Raw genomic sequence first — 16,735 nt, 5'->3', positions numbered from 1 at the left:
GAATATTATAGATATGATTATAATATTTCATATTTATATACGGGACTTCTTATCATCGACTCTAACGCCAAAGATGTTGTAAAGGTCACAAATCTCGGCAGAAAGGCTAAAAATCAATCATTCATCACCCCCTTTGTTTTCCGGAATTCATACGGTGTCAGCCCGTAGTATTCGCGGAAAAGACGGTAGAAGGTATTGCGGGAGCCGAAACCGGAATCGGCACCAATGGCTTCGATCGTATAGTCGGTATCCGTCAATAGGCGTTGGGCGTGGTCGAGGCGTAACAGCGTAAGGTATTCGGAGACGGTCAGGTCCAGGTGAGTTTTCAGGGCGTTGCGCAGGGCACGTTCGTTGCTATCCAAGAGGGCAACCAAGCCTTTCCAGTTGAATGCCGGGTCGGTATACGGCTGACTGTCGGCCATTAGTTGCCGGAGGCGTGCATAAAGCGCGCCGGCCTCGTCGATCGGCGGTTCCGGTTCGTGCGCAGCAAGCTGTACACGCAGCCGGCGGATCTCCGCCTGACAGGCTTCAAGCTCCGTCATAAGCCGTTCCTGTTGGCGGATACGGCGCACCAGCCCTTGGTTTTTGGCACGGATACGGCGTACCTGCCAGACGATCAGGCAGAGGATCACCAGCGACAGCGCCAGAATCAAGCCCAACGCCAACGCCAGCTTCCGCGAGAAACGCAACCGCAGGGCATCTTCGCGCGCCCGCGTTTCGATCTGATCGACATGGTAGAGGGTATGTAATTCGTCGAGCTGGCGGTTGTGGGTCGCCGTGTCGTTTGCCTTTTGCCGGTCGAACGCTTCTTCGAGGAAAGGCAGTGCTTCAGCCGTCCGTCCCAACAGGCGCAAGATCCCGGCTTTATCGCGCAGGAGTTGAGGGATCTCTTTAGTGATTTTCAAACGATCGGCCAAGGCCAATAATTCCTCGTTCGCAGCATAGGCCCCGGCATACTCCCCTTTGGCACGGAGGAAGTTCGCGCGTGCCTGGAGCTGCAGAAACAGGAACGACTGGGGATAACCGGGCGAATAAAGGCGATCCATCCGGACAAGGGCCAAGGCGGCACTGTCGAGGTCGCCCTGCGCGGTATGGGCTTCGGTGGTGAGGTATTCGGCGATAAACAAGGATTCGGAATCGTCGGATATCCCGTCGGCTTCCATCCGGGCAATCGCGATCCGCATGGAGTCGGCATACAATAAGGCCTGGTCGTATTGGTGAAGGCACAGACAGGCCATCGCCACCTCACGGTAGTTCTCGAGCGCCAACGGCTCTTCCGGTCCCTTGCCGGCAGCGGCCAACAGACGCAGGCTCTCGCGGTGTCCTTCGATCGCCTCCGCGTAACGTCCCAGGTGCTTGTAGAGGTTCGCCATCGCCGCTACGGCGCGGGCATGATCTTCTTGGCTGCCTAACGTCCGGCTCTCACCGAGCATCGTGCGCGCCTTATCGAGCCCCAGCGCGAACCGCCCTTCGTTGGTATAGCGCTGGATCAGGGTTTGCTGCACCAGAAACAGGTAATGGTATTCCTTATGCCGTCGGGCAAACTCCTCGGCGTCGCGCGCCGCGGCAAATATACTGTCGTGATCGAACATCGGATAGTAATACTCCACCCGCTTGGCTTTCGCGTAGGCCTGCCAGTGCGCATCCCCCTGCCGGCCGGCCTCTGCCTCCAATTCATACACATATTGGATACCTTGATCCGGGCAGGTATAAAAATGCTCTTCGATCAAGGCAAATAGCCGTTTTATCTCTTGATTTTCTTCGCCGGTCGTATCACCGGCCCACAGGGTAAAAACGGTCAGACACCCCATCAACAATACAATCCTTTTGGCGTTCATACCCACAAAGATACGAAAAACGAACGTATAAAGCCGTAGCAAAAGTCCACAACTTATTCAAAGAAAACACCGTCCGGACAGGCGATCCCAGGAATAAAACCCTACAACCACGGATAATCAAAACCCAAGACAAATCGGAGGAATCTGAATGTGTTTGTTCGGTTTTTGGCGAGAGTATTTGTTTGTTGATAATTATCAACAAGTGAATACTCCTGCCGGGAATAGGTGCAATAGGCTGGAACTCTTTCGTTTACCCCGGGGCTTCGGATTAGTCGAATCCGGGGCTGTTTTTTCAAGCCGATCCGCATCCGACGGCTGATGTAATTGACTTATTTTAATCAACTTTCCAGGCGTAGCATTTGCGAGATTGAAAGATTAACTCTAATTTTGCAGCCTGAATTTGGAAAAGACTATAAACTAATTAAATAAAAGATTCAGCATGAATATTTCACTTGCAAAAAGCGATGATACCACGCGTGGTATTATTAAAATGGAAATCGGAAAAGAAGACTACGCCGGACCGGTAGAGAAGAGTTTACGTAACTTCCGTCAGAAAGCCAATGTCCCGGGATTCCGCAAAGGAATGGTACCGATGGGAATGATTAAGAAACTGTATGGCAAATCGGTATTGGCAGACGAAGTCAACAAATTGCTTTCCGAAAGCTTATACAAATATATCCGTGAAGAGAAGCTGAATATCTTAGGCGAGCCCTTGCCCAACGAAACGGAACAGAAAGAAATCAATTTCGATACCGACGAGACGTTCGAATTCGTCTTTGATGTAGCGCTGGCTCCCGAGATCCAGATTGAACTGAATAAGAAAACGAAAGTGCCTTATTATGCCGTTTCGATCGACGACGAGATGGTCGAAAAGCAGATCGACAGCTACCGGGCGAACTTCGGCACATACGAGCCGGCAAACGATGTGGAAGAAAAAGATATGATCAAAGGTGTGGTGGCCCAGTTAGACGGCGACCTGCCCAAAGAAGGCGGAATCCAGACGGAAGAAGCCACGATCATGCCGATGTATATCAAAGATGAAGAGGAAAAAGCGAAATTCATGAGCGCCACGGTAAATTCCGTAGTGGTATTCAATCCTTTCAAAGCTTACGAAGGAGCAGAAGCCGAGATCGCCGCTTTCCTGAAGATCGAAAAAGACCAGGTGGCCGAAACAAACGGCGACTTCAGCTTTGAGATCAAAGAAATCACTCGTTACAAAGAAAGCGAACTGAACACGGAATTGTTCGACAAGGTATTCGGCGAAGGCGCAGTAGCCACTGCCGATGAGTTCCGCACGAAGATCCGCGAGATCCTGGCCGAGCAATTCGCTCCGCAGGTGGATTACAAATTCCTGAAAGACGCGCGGGAAATGCTGATTAAGAAAGCCGGCGACCTGAAGTTTGCCGACGACCTGTTGAAACGCTGGCTGTTGGCGGCTAACGAAAAGAATACACCGGAAAAGATCGAAGATGAATTCCCACAGATCGTCGACGACCTGAAATACCATCTGGTCAAAGAAAACCTGATCGCCAAGAACGACCTCAAGGTCGAAGAGGAAGATGTGAAGGCATTGGCACGCAAAGTCGCCAAAGCACAGTTCGCACAATACGGCATGCTGACTGTTCCCGATGATATCCTGGATAACTATGCGCAGGATATGTTCAAGAACAAAGAAACATTCCAGAATCTGATCGATCGCGCGTTGGAAGATAAATTGGTCGGTTGGTTGAAAGAGCATGTCAAACTGGATACCAAAGAGGTGTCTATGGATGAATTCAACAAGCTTTTTGACGAATAAAAGACTGGCTTTCAGACAGAAAAGCATCCGATAAATACAACAAGAGGTTTCTCTCCGAAAAATATCTACCGGGATAGTAAATATATTTGTTTCTTTCAGAAATTTATTTATAACTTTGCTATTCCGTAAAAAAAGGAGGGGAACCTCTTTTCTGTGTTTTATAGAGATAAAAACATTAAATTTGAAATATGAAAGATTTTAGAAAATATGCTACAAAGCATTTGGGTATGAGTGGTACGGCTCTTGACGGTTATATGAATATAACCAGCAGCTATATATCACCGACTATCATAGAAGAACGTCAGTTAAACGTAGCGCAAATGGATGTGTTCTCCCGCCTGATGATGGACCGTATCATATTCTTAGGAACACAAATAGATGATTATACTGCGAATGTCATTCAGGCACAATTATTATATTTGGATTCGAGTGATCCGGGAAAGGATATTTCGATCTATATCAATTCGCCCGGTGGATCCGTATATGCCGGTTATGGAATTTACGATACGATGCAGTTTATCGGCAGCGAAGTATCGACCATCTGTACGGGAATCGCCGCTTCTATGGCTTCGGTTCTGCTGGTGGCCGGACAGAAAGGCAAACGTTTTGCCCTGAAACACTCCCGGGTGATGATCCATCAGCCCATGGGTGGCATGCAGGGACAGGCATCGGATATGGAGATCACGGTGAAAGAGATCCTGAAAGTGAAACAGGAACTGTACACCATCATTGCCGATCATTCGGGCAAATCGATCGAACAGGTCGAGCGCGACAGCGACCGCGACTATTGGATGACAGCAGCCGAAGCGAAGGAATACGGAATGATTGATGATATTTTATTGCGAAAATAAGTCGGTAAGAATACGATAGTAAACCTAAATATTAAACCTAATTAAAATTTTATGGCCAAAACAGGCGATATATGTACCTTTTGTGGGCGGGGAAGCCGGGATGTCAGTCTCTTGATTAACGGGATTTCCGGAGCTATTTGCGACGAATGCGCACAACAGGCATATGACATAGTAAAAGAACAAATGCCATCTAAAAGCGACTCCGCTTTTTCCCGGATGAAGAAACAGGAGTTGCCCAAACCGGAGGACATTAAAGCCTTCCTGGATCAGTATGTGATCGGGCAAGACGATGCAAAGCGACGCCTTTCGGTTTCCGTTTACAATCACTACAAACGTTTACTTCAGAAAGTAACCACCGATGATGTGGAGATCGAGAAATCCAATATCATCATGGTGGGCGCTACGGGTACGGGGAAAACCCTCCTGGCCCGGACCATTGCCAAAATGCTTCATGTCCCCTTTACCATTGTCGATGCGACCGTCTTGACGGAAGCCGGATATGTGGGTGAAGATATTGAAAGCATCCTGACGCGCTTGCTTCAGGCGGCGGATTACGATGTGGATGAAGCCCAGCGGGGCATTGTTTTTATCGATGAAATCGATAAGATTGCCCGCAAGAGTGATAACCCCTCGATCACGCGTGATGTGAGTGGGGAAGGCGTACAGCAGGGTTTGTTGAAATTGCTGGAAGGCTCTGTCGTAAACGTGCCGCCGCAGGGCGGACGCAAACACCCGGAACAGAAAATGATACCGGTGGATACGAAAAATATTTTGTTTATTTGCGGAGGCGCGTTCGATGGTATCGAAAAGAAGATCGCCCAACGGCTGAACACGCGAGTTGTCGGATATGCCTCGTTGCGGAATACGGCGGGTGTCGACCGGGATAATCTCTTGCAGTATGTCACGCCGACCGACCTGAAGTCTTTTGGCCTGATTCCGGAGATCATCGGTCGCTTGCCGATCCTGACCTATCTGAATCCGCTGGACAGAAAAACGCTGCGCAGCATCCTTACCGAGCCTAAGAACTCGATCATCAAACAATACATGAAGTTGTTTGAGATGGATGACATCAAACTGAGTTTTGATGAATCCGTATATGAATACATTGTGGATAAAGCGCTGGAATTTAAACTGGGCGCCCGCGGCTTGCGTTCGATCGTCGAAGGCATCATGACGGATGCCATGTACAGTATGCCGTCGACCAACGAAAAGACATTGCATGTCACGATAGACTATGCGGAAGAAAAGTTTGAGAAGTCCGATGTGAGACGTTTGCAGATTGCTTGAATGCTATTATAAAAACTACAAAGTATGGCTAAGAAAGACCATTTAGCAGAAGAACTGAAGCTAAATTTTGGCTTTGATTCGTTTAAAGGGAATCAGAAAGCTATCATAGAGAATGTATTGGCAGGCAATGACACCTTTGTGTTGATGCCTACCGGTGGCGGAAAATCTCTCTGTTATCAGTTGCCCTCTTTACTGATGGAAGGCACGGCTATTGTTATTTCCCCTTTGATCGCTTTGATGAAAAACCAGGTGGATGCGATGCGTACCTTCAGTACGGAAGACGGGGTGGCTCATTTCTTGAACTCATCCCTGAATAAAGCAGCGATAGACCAGGTCAAGGACGATATCCTAAAAGGTCGTACGAAGTTGTTATATGTAGCGCCCGAGTCGTTGACGAAAGAAGAGAATGTTGAATTCCTGCGCCAGGTAAAGATCTCGTTCTATGCGGTAGACGAAGCGCATTGTATCTCGGAATGGGGGCATGACTTCCGGCCGGAATACCGGCGGATCCGTCCGATCATAAATGAGATAGGCAAACGCCCATTGATCGCATTGACAGCCACAGCTACGCCCAAGGTGCAGCATGATATCCAGAAAAACCTGGGCATGATCGATGCCACGGTATTTAAATCGTCCTTCAACCGCGCGAATTTATACTATGAAGTGCGCGCCAAAGGCACGAATGTGGATCGCGATATCATCAAGTATATCAAGTCGCACGAAGGGAAGTCGGGTATTGTCTATTGTCTGAGCCGGAAAAAAGTAGAAGAATTCGCCGATATCCTGAAAGCAAACGGCATCAAAGCTTTGCCGTATCATGCCGGAATGGATTCGCATCAGCGTTCATCCAATCAGGATGCTTTCCTGATGGAAGAAGCGGATGTGATTGTGGCAACGATTGCTTTCGGCATGGGTATCGACAAGCCGGATGTGCGTTATGTGATCCATTACGATATGCCCAAAAGCCTGGAAGGATACTATCAGGAAACCGGGCGTGCCGGGCGTGATGGCGGCGAAGGGCGTTGTATCGCATTCTATGCTTACAAAGACCTGCAGAAACTGGAAAAATTTATGCAGGGCAAACCTGTGGCCGAACAGGAGATCGGCAAACAATTACTGTTGGAAACAGCGGCGTATGCTGAGACGGCAGTGTGTAGAAGAGTTGTGTTATTGCATTATTTTGGTGAAGGACACCAGGAAGATAATTGCGGAAGTTGTGATAATTGTTTGAACCCCAAGAAACAAGTGGAAGCGAAAGATTTACTAAGTGCCGTGCTGGAAGCAGTGGTTGCATTGAAAGAAAAATTTAAAACAGAATATATTATACATATCTTAGTCGGGAATGAGACATCGGAAATCCAATCGTATAAACATAATGAACTGGAAGTCTTCGGTTCGGGACAGGACGAAGATGAAAAGACCTGGAATTCGGTTATCCGCCAGGCGCTGATTGCCGGATACCTTACGAAGGATATAGAAAATTACGGGTTGCTGAAAATGACGCAGCAAGGCCGGGATTTTCTGGAAAATCCGGTCTCTTTCAAGATCACGAAAGATAATGAGTTTGATGAAGAGGAAGAGGAAGTGCCGGTACGCGGTGGCGCCTCTTGTGCGGTCGACCCTATCCTTTATTCGATGATGAAGGATCTGCGGAAAAAAATGTCGAAGAAACTGGAGGTACCTCCGTTTGTGATCTTCCAGGATCCTTCTTTGGAGGCTATGGCAACGACCTATCCGGTGACGCTGGATGAGTTGCAGAATATCCCCGGTGTCGGAGCGGGAAAAGCCAAGCGCTACGGGAAAGAGTTTGTCGAGCTGATCCGCCGCCATGTGGAAGAGAATGAGATCGAGCGACCGGAAGATTTACGCGTCCGTACTGTGGCGAATAAATCGAAACTGAAAGTGTCTATTATCCAACGGATCGACCGCAAGGTGGCGCTGGATGAGATTGCGCTCACAAACGGACTGGAATTCAATGAATTATTGGATGAACTGGAAGCCATAGTCTATTCCGGCACACGCATCAATATCGACTACTTTGTGAACGATGTCATGGACGAAGATCATATCGAAGATATATACGAATATTTTAAAGACTCGGAAACGGATGATCTGGAAGAGGCTATCGATGAGTTGGGCGGTGATTATACGGAAGAAGAAATTCGCCTGGTTCGCATCAAGTTCCTTTCGGAAATGGCGAATTGATCGGTTTATGAAGCCATAGAAATAAAGGCACGAGAGGCTATAAAAAATACTAAATTAAGCGAATGGTATAATTTTCCCGGAGATTCACCGTTAGTATAATGTTGATTTAAAAAGTACATTGGCTGTATGAAAGGAAAAATACTGAGAAAGAACATCGTATTATTACTTTGTTTGTGTCTCTTCTTTACCGGTAAAGCGAAGAATTTACCGGATTCGGTCATTATGACCGTTGCCGGAAAAGAGGTGCCTTTATCTGAGTTTATTTTTATAGCACAAAAGAATGGCGAAGCCGATTTTTCGAGTATGAAATCACTTGAAGAATATGCGGAGCTTTTCACGAATTTCAAACTGAAAGTGGCCGATGCCGAAGCCAAAGGGCTGGACAAAACGCGGGCATTCTCTTCCGAATTGGCCATGTATAAAGGGCAATTGATCGGGAGCTACCTGTCGGATAAAGAAGGGGAAGACAAAGCGATGCGCTTGATTTATGACCGGGGTAATGAGGTGCTCGAATTGAGCTATATCCTGTTTAAGATGCCTCCGGGACAAGCCTTATTGAACGACACGATCGCTCCTTACCAATCGGCGATAGCAGTGTGCGACCGCCTCCGCAAAGGAGAAAATCTGGATGTACTGGGAAAACAATTGGCAGGAGAAAATCCGGCAGCCGTTCAGTATGAATATGTACCGGTATTATTGCCGCTGACAGCTTCAAAGGCGTTGGAAAACGGGCTTTATTCTTTGCCGACAGGCGAGATATCTGCTCCGATCAGAACGGGCAGAGGCTATTATGTGGCCCAGATTCATAAACGGGTACCCAACCCCGGGAAAGTCCGTGTCGCTCATATCCTGGTTGCCTTCCAGGATACCACCGAGCAGGCGAAAGCCGAGGCTTTGGTCAAGATACAGGGTGTTTACGAGAAACTGCAGGGCGGCGCTGATTTCGCAACATTGGCCAAAGAATATTCCGATGATCCGGGAAGCAAAATCAATGGCGGAGAGTTGAAAGCTTTTGGTCCGGGAGAGATGGTTCTTCCGTTCGAAAAAGCCTCTTTCGCTTTGCAGACACCGGGCGAATTATCCGGTTTGATCGAATCGCGCTTCGGATATCATATCATCAAATTGATTGAGAAACAACCCCGACCTTCTTATGAATCGGAAAAGAGAGGGCTGATGGAGGTGATGAGTAAAGGCGAATACAATTTTGAACTTTATCAAGCCTTCGACGATCGGATGCGCCAGGCGTATTCCTTTGTTTTTTATCCCGAGGCTTATCAGGAACTCGTGGCGTTGACGGGCGAATATTTCCCGGCCGATCCGCAGTTTTATGAAAAAGCAAAAGAGATGCATAAGACCTTATTTACGCTGGAGGATGAAAAATTCGCTCAGGGTGAATTCGCTTACTATATGGCTACCCAGCCTTTCTCGACAAAGACATACGGGCCTGACTTTATGCAGGAGATCTTCGACCTGTTTATCCGCGAGTTGACCACCAATGCCGAACGCGCAAAGATAGAAGAGAAATATCCGGAATATAAATTTTTATTGCAGGAGTATCGGGATGGTATATTGTTGTTTGAGATATCGAACGATAAGGTCTGGAGCAAACCGGTAGAAGAGCAACCGGCTCTTGAGGCTGCATGGCTAAAGGAGCTGAAACAGAAGTACCCCGTAGTGATTAATAAAAAAGCGTTGAAGCGACTGAAAAATTAATGCGTGCGTATGCAAAAGAAATTCCTGTTCATACCTTTTCTGTTCTTGTTGTGTGCTTGTAAAGGAGGACAGAATGATGGGAATACGGAAGTACTCGCCACAGTCGGCGAAAAGATATTGAAACGGTCGGATGTCACTGCCATTATTCCGAAGGGGATTTCCTCTTCGGATAGTTTGTTTATGGCCGAAAGTTTCATCAAAAAATGGGTGAAAGATGCTTTGGTCTACGAAGTGGCATTGAATAACCTGGGGGATGAAAAGACAGAAATCAATAAATTGGTTGAAGACTACCGGGAATCTCTGGTGCGTTACCGCTATCAGGAACGCTTGTTGCGGGAAAGACTGACGGCCGACCTTCGCGAAAGTGATAAGTTGAATTATTACGAAGAAAATCAAAAGAAATTTATACTCGACAAAAGTCTGATCAAAGGATTATTCCTGAAAATCCCGGCGGATGCCCCGGGGCTTTCCGATGTAAAAAGCTGGTATAAACAGACGAATGTTGATGCTTTAGAGAAAATTGAGAAATATAGTGTGCAAAATGCCACACTTTATGACTATTTTTACGACCGCTGGGTCGACTTCGATGCGATCATGGAAAATATCCCCTTGCGGATAGCCGATCCGAATGCCTTTTTGAAGGCGAATAAGTTCGTGGAAGTGGCCGATAGCAGCTACCATTATCTGTTGAATATCAGCGAATATCTCCCTTCGGGAAGCGTTGCGCCCTATGATTATGCGCATGCCCGGATCATCGAGATGCTGATCAATCAACGGAAAATGGATTTTGTGCGAAATTTTGAGGAAGAGTTATATAATGATGCTATTCGGAAAGGAAAAGCAAAAGTAGTTTCCGAACCGTGAGTAGTTTTACTAAAGAATAAAACATGATGAAAAAGATTTTTTACCTGTTACTGTTTGTGTCGTGTGTGCATTTCGCGATGGCGCAAAGTCAAAGTAATGTGATTGATGAAATCGTATGGGTGGTTGGTGATGATGCGATTCTACTTTCGGATGTGGAGAATCAGCGCTTAATGATGCAGAGTGAAGGGGTTCGTCTGGAAGGAGATCCTTATTGTTTCATTCCGGAACAAATAGCCGTGCAGAAATTGTATCTGAATCAGGCTAAGATCGACAGTATCGAGGTGAATGAGGCGAATATCATTCAGCAAGTGGATTACTGGATGAACCAGGTACAAAACCAGTTTGGTTCCCGCGAAAAGATGGAAGAGTATTTCGGCAGAAAATATTCCCAGATCAAAGAAGAAAGAAAAGAGACCGAACGCGAAGGAGCGATCATCCGGCAGATGCAAAGCCAGTTGGTCGGCGAGGTTAAACTGACGCCATCCGAAGTCCGGAAGTTTTACAATCAACTGCCTCAGGATAGCTTGCCTACGATCCCGACGACCGTCGAGGTGCAGATCATTACCCTCGAACCCACGATTCCTCTGGAAGAGATCGATGCGATCAAAGCCCGACTCCGGGAATATACGGAAGATATTTATAGCGGGAAAAGATCTTTTTCCCTGTTGGCACGTCTTTATTCGGAAGACCCCGGTTCTGCCATGCAGGGAGGGGACATGGGATATGTCAGCAAAGGGAACCTGTTGCCCGAATTTGCCAATGTCGCTTTTAACCTGACGGACCCGAGCCGGGTTTCACAGATTGTGCAGACCGAATACGGCTATCATATTATTCAACTGATCGAAAAGCGGGGCGACCGTATCAATGTGCGCCATATCCTGTTGCGCCCGAAGGTGTCGGAAAAGGAGTTGAATGAGGCGACGGTAAAGATGGACTCGCTCTACGCGGATATCAAAGCGGAGAAATTCTCGTTTGAAGAAGCGGCACTCTATCTTTCTTATGATAAGGATTCAAAGAATAACAAAGGCTTGATGGTGAATAAGAAAGAGAGTAATAACTATGGCACGCCTAAATTCGAGATGCAGGAACTGGCTCCGGAAATCGGGCGGGTAATCAATGACCTGGAGGTAGGAGAGATCTCGAAACCCTTTACCATGATCACCGACCGCCAGAAAGAAGTGGTTGCAATCGTCAAGCTGAAGTCCAGAACTTTGCAGCATAAGGCAAATATGTCGGACGACTATCAGGTATTGAAATCCATGGTAGAAAACCAGAAAAGAGAAGAGCTATTAAAAGATTGGATACTGAAAAAGCAAAAGTCGACATACGTGCGTATCAGTGAAGGCTGGCGGAATTGCGACTTTCAGTTCCCGGGCTGGGTAAAAGAATGAAAATAGACAGGTTGTTTTTAAAGATCAGTTGTTTCTTTTTGCTTTTTGTTTGTGTACAGGCGCAAACCCAGACTTCACTATCCTCTCCTGAAAACAAAACGCCGACCCGGCTATACCTGGAACGAGCTGATTCTTTGGCCTTTAATGAGGTGATGAATCCGGATGCCCAGATATTGTATGGCGATGTGGTCTTCCGGCACGACAGCTCTTATATGTATTGTGACAGCGCCTATTTCTATGAAACATCCAACTCCCTGGAAGCCTTCAGCAATGTCCGGATGGAACAGGGAGATACGCTTTTCGTTTACGGGCAATATCTGTATTACGACGGGAATACCCGGATCGGGAACCTGCGTGAGAATGTGCGCATGGAGAACAATCAGGTGACTTTGTTCACAGACAGCTTGAATTATGACCGGAATGCGGATATCGGTTACTACTTCGACGGCGGTTTGATCGTAGATGAAGACAATGAGTTATCTTCTTATTACGGACAATATTCGCCTACGACCAAATTGGCGATCTTCAATGACAGTGTGCAGCTAAACAATCCGGATTTTGTGCTTTACTCCGATACCTTACATTATTATACCGACTCCAAAATCGCCGTTATACTGGGCCCTTCCGTCATCTTGGCCGATAGCGGAACCATCTACACCTCGCGGGGCTGGTACGATACGGTTGATCAAACCTCTTTGTTATTGGATCGTTCCCGGGTGGAGACGACCGACAAGATTCTGATCGGGGACTCCATCCTCTACGATCAGGGCGTTGGCTTCGGTGAGGTTTTTGGCAATATGTTTTTGCAGGATACGACCAATCAGGTGATCCTGGAAGGGCAATACGGCTATTATGACGAGCAGATTGGTTTCGGCCTGGCAACCGATAGCGCCCGCTTCCTTGAATACAGCCAGGGGGATACGCTCTACTTGCATGCGGATACGTTGCAGATGATGACTGTCGACGAGGATTTCCGGGAGATCAAAGCATATTACGGCGTACGTTTCTTCCGGGTAGACCTGCAAGGCGTCTGCGATTCGATGCAGTTCAATACCCGCGACTCGATCCTCTATATGTTCGACGATCCGATCTTATGGAATGAAGAATATCAACTGAACGGAGATACGATTCTGGTCTATATGAACGACAGTACGATCGACCGTGCGCATATCAAGCAATTTGCCTTTGCCATCCAGGAGGCCGACTCCTCGTATTACAATCAGTTGAAAGGGAACGACCTCAAAGCCTTCTTTATCGATGGGGCAATCAGCCAGATTGAAGTAGCCGGTAATGCCGAATCGATCTTTTATCCGTTGGAGAAAGACGGAACGATGATCGGTCTGAACGAAACACAAAGCGGTTTCCTGTCCATGTGGTTCAAGGATAATACGTTTGAGAAACTACTCCTGACCCCTGCTTCGAAAGGGGTATTGACACCGATACCGGATATCCGCGAAGAGCAGAAGAAGTTGAAAGATTTTAACTGGTTCGACTACATCCGCCCCCGGGATAAAGACGACATCTTTGACCTTCGGAAAAGAAATGTCGAAGCGGTTCCCCGGAGAAGTAATAAATTCGTACATTAGCAGTGTAAATAAAACGTTGAATTATGTCAATTTTCTCCTTTTATAAAATGCGTAAGCCACGCCAATTCGATCACAAGCCCATCTACTGGGACCCGCGCAGAGAAGATATGGAAGAGCGGGAGCGCCGTATCCGTCGGGAGTTAGGCATGGAAGAGTCGTTGGAAGATTATAAACCGCAGATCAAAGGTAAATTTGTGGAAGGCACTTCTCACCTCAAGCGCAGCTACAACCGGGGAGAGGATGCTCGTTCCCGTAAATATAAGAATTTCAAGCTGGCTCTGTGGTTGGTCGTATTGGCTTTTATTTTTTGGATTTTGTTCTTCTTTAAATGAGTGATATAATACATCTTTTACCCGATAGTATCGCGAATCAGATAGCGGCCGGCGAGGTTATTCAACGTCCGGCCTCTGTTGTTAAGGAACTGGTCGAGAACGCGGTGGACGCCGGAGCGACGCAGATCCGGGTGAATATCAAAGACGCCGGGCGCACGTTGATTCAAGTGATCGATGATGGCAAAGGCATGTCGGAGACGGATGCCCGCATGGCGTTCGAACGGCACGCGACCTCTAAGATCTCTTCGGCGGACGATCTTTTCTCGCTGACCACGATGGGTTTTCGCGGGGAAGCATTGGCTTCGATTGCTGCCGTGGCGCATGTCGAGTTGCGTACCCGGCTGAGAGGAAGTGAGTTGGGTGCACGGCTGACGATCGTGGGTTCCACAGTGGAAGAATCCACCTGTGATGCGTGCGGCGAAGGCAGTATTTTCTCTGTCAAAAACCTCTTTTTCAATGTGCCCGCCCGCCGGAAATTCCTTAAATCCAATGAGACCGAATTCCGCAATATCGTACAGGAGTTTGAGCGTATAGCACTTGTCAACGCGCATGTAGCCCTGTCGCTTTATCATCAGGATACGGAGATTCTGAATCTGCCGATCTCCGGCTTGCGCCAGCGCATCATCCATATCTTCGGGAAAGGTTTGAACGAGAAGTTACTGACGATCGAAGCGCAAAGTTCCCTGGCCACGATCTCCGGCTTTGTCGGCCGGCCGGATTCGGCCCGAAAAAGGGGGGCGTTGCAGTATTTCTTTGTCAATGGCCGCTATATGCGCCATCCCTATTTCCATAAAGCGATCATGCAAGCGTATGATCAATTGATTCCGACCGGGGAGATGCCTTCTTATTTCATCTATTTCACGCTTAATCCGGCTTCGATCGACGTGAATATCCATCCGACGAAAACCGAGATCAAGTTTGAGAACGAACAACCGATTTGGCAGATCCTGATGTCGGCCACCCGCGAAGCGCTGGCGAAGTCGAGCGCCATCCCTACCATCGATTTCAATCGCGAAGATGCCATCGATATCCCGGTTTACAACCCGATCGAGAGAGAAGAAACAAGGATTACACCTCCGACCGTCCAGGTCGACCGCAATTATAACCCTTTCCGCTCGACCGCAAGCAGCAATTACAAACGGCAGGAAATGGACTGGTCGCAGCTTTATAAAGGATTTGAGAGCGAAACACCGGTGGAACCGGCCATTCCGGAGCATGACCTGTTTGATTTGGGAACCATAACGGACACGATACAACCGGAGAAGTTCTTCGATGAAAAGTCGGTCTCTTCCTATCCGTATAAAGATCAATACATCATCACCTCCCTGAAGTCAGGCCTGGTCATTATCGATCAGCATCGGGCGCATGTCCGGGTCCTCTACGATCAGTATATGGAACGGACCCGTCAGCGGCAGGGTGTCTCCCAGCAGTTGCTTTTCCCCGAGATCGTGGAGTTTACGCCGGCCGAAGCCAGTGTCGTTCCTGTCCTTCTGGACGATTTGCATTATATCGGTTTTGATTTGAGCGATTTGGGACAAGGAAGTTATGCGGTCAACGGCGTGCCGCCGGGCATCGAGGGCCTGAACCCGGTGAATCTGTTGAAAGAGATGGTGACCCGCAGTATCGATACGGGTTGCGAAGTAGTCGAAGAGATCGCGCATGCCCTTTCGTTATCCCTGGCCAAAGCCGCCGCTATCCCTGTCGGGAAATCACTTTCCCCGGAAGAGCGCGACCATCTGATCGCTTCGCTCTTCTCCGCGACCGACTCCCATCTGACCCCGGATGGCAAAACGATCCTTACGATCCTTACCGAGGATGAACTGGGCAAACGTTTCCGCTGAAAATAAGACATTAAATATCCTCTTCAAAAACTACCGGTAGTTTGCTCAGCAACTACCGGTAGTTTGGCGACAAAATATTAGTAGTTTGCGCGCAAACTTCCGGTAGTTTTACCACATAAAAGTTTTACCCCGGTCTTCACCTTTCAACCAGTCGCCAGATCCCTGTATTGATCAGCGTTTCGGGTGAAAGGATAAAGGAATATCTTAAAAAGACGACAGGAGCTGGAGGCTTCCCGAAAAAGGCTGCCGGCCTTTTGGAAAACCCTGCCGGCCTTTTGGAAAACTCCGGCGGCCTTTTCGGAAACTCCGGCGGCCTTTTCCGGGAAGCCTCCGTCCTTCTCCAAGCCTTCACCCGAAACGCTGATCAATACAGGGGTCTGGCGACCGGGTGAAAGGTGAAAGGGGGGTGCGAAACTTTTATGTGGTAAATATTTTATGTAAGTTTGTCGGCTGATAGAATAAAAGTGTGCAACCCTAGATTATACATACATGATAACGTTCGAAACGACAAGACTAATTATCCGGGAAGTCTCAGAAGAAGATTTCCCCTACCTCTTAGCCATTTATACCTGCCGGAAAAATATGGAATATATCTCAAGCGGGAAGTTCGACTGGACCATGGAGGAACTGAAAAGTAAATATAACCGGATGAATAAAGATTATCGGAAAGGTTACGGCATCTTTGTGGCGGAAAAGAAAGACGATCATACGATTATCGGAGAAGCCGGCTTATTTGATTCTTTTGATGATCCGGCCACCCTGGAACTCGGCTACATTGTCGATCAGAACTACTGGCGCAAAGGCTTCGGGCATGAGATCAGTGAGGCCTTGATCCAATATGCTTTCGACCGGTTGGGCATAGAAAAAGTCGTAGCCCGTATGTATGCGGATAATCTGGGGTCGGTTTCGCTCAGTGAAAAAGCCGGAATGAAAAAGACAGAAACCGGAACGACTCCCGAGGGGAAAGTATTTTATCGGTACGATTTATTGAAAGAAGAATAGGCTTTTCGTATCTTTATCAAACAAGAA

Annotated in this window: 12 protein-coding genes; 11 read left to right on the top strand and 1 reads right to left on the bottom strand. The window is 47.7% G+C overall.

The annotated features are described in order from the left end of the window. Positions 1-113 precede the first annotated feature (113 nt). Complete coding sequence (locus M2133_RS14595) at positions 114-1,838, bottom strand: helix-turn-helix domain-containing protein (protein WP_277466927.1); 1,725 nt, start codon at positions 1,836-1,838, stop codon at positions 114-116. A 439-nt stretch (positions 1,839-2,277) separates the two neighbouring features. Between M2133_RS14595 and tig the strand changes: the two genes are divergently transcribed. The 11 genes from tig (at position 2,278) to M2133_RS14540 (ending at position 16,708) form a co-directional block, all read left to right on the top strand. Next, entirely contained in the window at positions 2,278-3,636 is a 1,359-nt protein-coding gene (gene tig, locus M2133_RS14590; protein ID WP_277466926.1) for a trigger factor, read from the top strand. A 188-nt stretch (positions 3,637-3,824) separates the two neighbouring features. After that, positions 3,825-4,487, top strand: a complete 663-nt coding sequence (clpP, locus tag M2133_RS14585) for an ATP-dependent Clp endopeptidase proteolytic subunit ClpP (protein ID WP_277466924.1) — start codon at positions 3,825-3,827, stop codon at positions 4,485-4,487. A 51-nt stretch (positions 4,488-4,538) separates the two neighbouring features. Next, entirely contained in the window at positions 4,539-5,774 is a 1,236-nt protein-coding gene (gene clpX, locus M2133_RS14580) for an ATP-dependent Clp protease ATP-binding subunit ClpX (protein WP_277466923.1), read from the top strand. A 24-nt stretch (positions 5,775-5,798) separates the two neighbouring features. Next, positions 5,799-7,979, top strand: coding sequence for a DNA helicase RecQ (gene recQ, locus M2133_RS14575; protein ID WP_277466922.1), 2,181 nt, complete (start codon positions 5,799-5,801; stop codon positions 7,977-7,979). Positions 7,980-8,105: 126 nt separating this feature from the next. Beyond that, entirely contained in the window at positions 8,106-9,692 is a 1,587-nt protein-coding gene (locus M2133_RS14570; RefSeq protein WP_277466921.1) for a peptidylprolyl isomerase, read from the top strand. Between the two features lie 9 nt (positions 9,693-9,701). Then, positions 9,702-10,556: a peptidyl-prolyl cis-trans isomerase gene (locus M2133_RS14565; protein ID WP_277466920.1), complete on the top strand. Its 855-nt coding sequence runs from the start codon at positions 9,702-9,704 to the stop codon at positions 10,554-10,556. A gap of 23 nt (positions 10,557-10,579) precedes the next feature. Continuing rightward, complete coding sequence (locus tag M2133_RS14560; RefSeq protein ID WP_277466919.1) at positions 10,580-11,947, top strand: peptidylprolyl isomerase; 1,368 nt, start codon at positions 10,580-10,582, stop codon at positions 11,945-11,947. After that, entirely contained in the window at positions 11,944-13,533 is a 1,590-nt protein-coding gene (locus tag M2133_RS14555) for an OstA-like protein (RefSeq protein ID WP_277466918.1), read from the top strand. The genes M2133_RS14560 and M2133_RS14555 overlap by 4 nt, the downstream gene beginning before the upstream one ends. Before the next feature lie 23 nt (positions 13,534-13,556). Further along, complete coding sequence (locus M2133_RS14550) at positions 13,557-13,865, top strand: hypothetical protein (protein ID WP_277466916.1); 309 nt, start codon at positions 13,557-13,559, stop codon at positions 13,863-13,865. Next, a complete protein-coding gene (mutL, locus tag M2133_RS14545) occupies positions 13,862-15,706 on the top strand; it encodes a DNA mismatch repair endonuclease MutL (protein ID WP_277466915.1) in 1,845 nt (614 codons plus the stop codon). Before M2133_RS14550 ends, mutL begins: the two co-directional genes overlap by 4 nt. Positions 15,707-16,195: 489 nt before the next feature. Continuing rightward, positions 16,196-16,708, top strand: a complete 513-nt coding sequence (locus M2133_RS14540) for a GNAT family N-acetyltransferase (protein ID WP_277466914.1) — start codon at positions 16,196-16,198, stop codon at positions 16,706-16,708. Positions 16,709-16,735: the final 27 nt, after the last annotated feature.

This window comes from Parabacteroides sp. PF5-6, from assembly GCF_029504695.1.
Classification (GTDB): domain Bacteria; phylum Bacteroidota; class Bacteroidia; order Bacteroidales; family Tannerellaceae; genus QVMG01.
Note: the sequence above shows the minus strand (reverse complement) of the source record. Positions and strands in the feature narration are given on the sequence as shown.

Excerpts from the sequence above, each read along its gene's own strand:
- tig (WP_277466926.1), top strand. The coding sequence starts at position 2,278 with ATGAATATTTCACTTGCAAAAAGCGATGATACCACGCGTGGTATTATT.
- M2133_RS14560 (WP_277466919.1), top strand. The coding sequence starts at position 10,580 with ATGATGAAAAAGATTTTTTACCTGTTACTGTTTGTGTCGTGTGTGCAT.
- M2133_RS14595 (WP_277466927.1), bottom strand. The coding sequence starts at position 1,838 with ATGAACGCCAAAAGGATTGTATTGTTGATGGGGTGTCTGACCGTTTTT.
- M2133_RS14540 (WP_277466914.1), top strand. The coding sequence starts at position 16,196 with ATGATAACGTTCGAAACGACAAGACTAATTATCCGGGAAGTCTCAGAA.
- clpP (WP_277466924.1), top strand. The coding sequence starts at position 3,825 with ATGAAAGATTTTAGAAAATATGCTACAAAGCATTTGGGTATGAGTGGT.
- clpX (WP_277466923.1), top strand. The coding sequence starts at position 4,539 with ATGGCCAAAACAGGCGATATATGTACCTTTTGTGGGCGGGGAAGCCGG.
- M2133_RS14570 (WP_277466921.1), top strand. The coding sequence starts at position 8,106 with ATGAAAGGAAAAATACTGAGAAAGAACATCGTATTATTACTTTGTTTG.
- M2133_RS14550 (WP_277466916.1), top strand. The coding sequence starts at position 13,557 with ATGTCAATTTTCTCCTTTTATAAAATGCGTAAGCCACGCCAATTCGAT.
- M2133_RS14555 (WP_277466918.1), top strand. The coding sequence starts at position 11,944 with ATGAAAATAGACAGGTTGTTTTTAAAGATCAGTTGTTTCTTTTTGCTT.
- M2133_RS14565 (WP_277466920.1), top strand. The coding sequence starts at position 9,702 with ATGCAAAAGAAATTCCTGTTCATACCTTTTCTGTTCTTGTTGTGTGCT.
- mutL (WP_277466915.1), top strand. The coding sequence starts at position 13,862 with ATGAGTGATATAATACATCTTTTACCCGATAGTATCGCGAATCAGATA.
- recQ (WP_277466922.1), top strand. The coding sequence starts at position 5,799 with ATGGCTAAGAAAGACCATTTAGCAGAAGAACTGAAGCTAAATTTTGGC.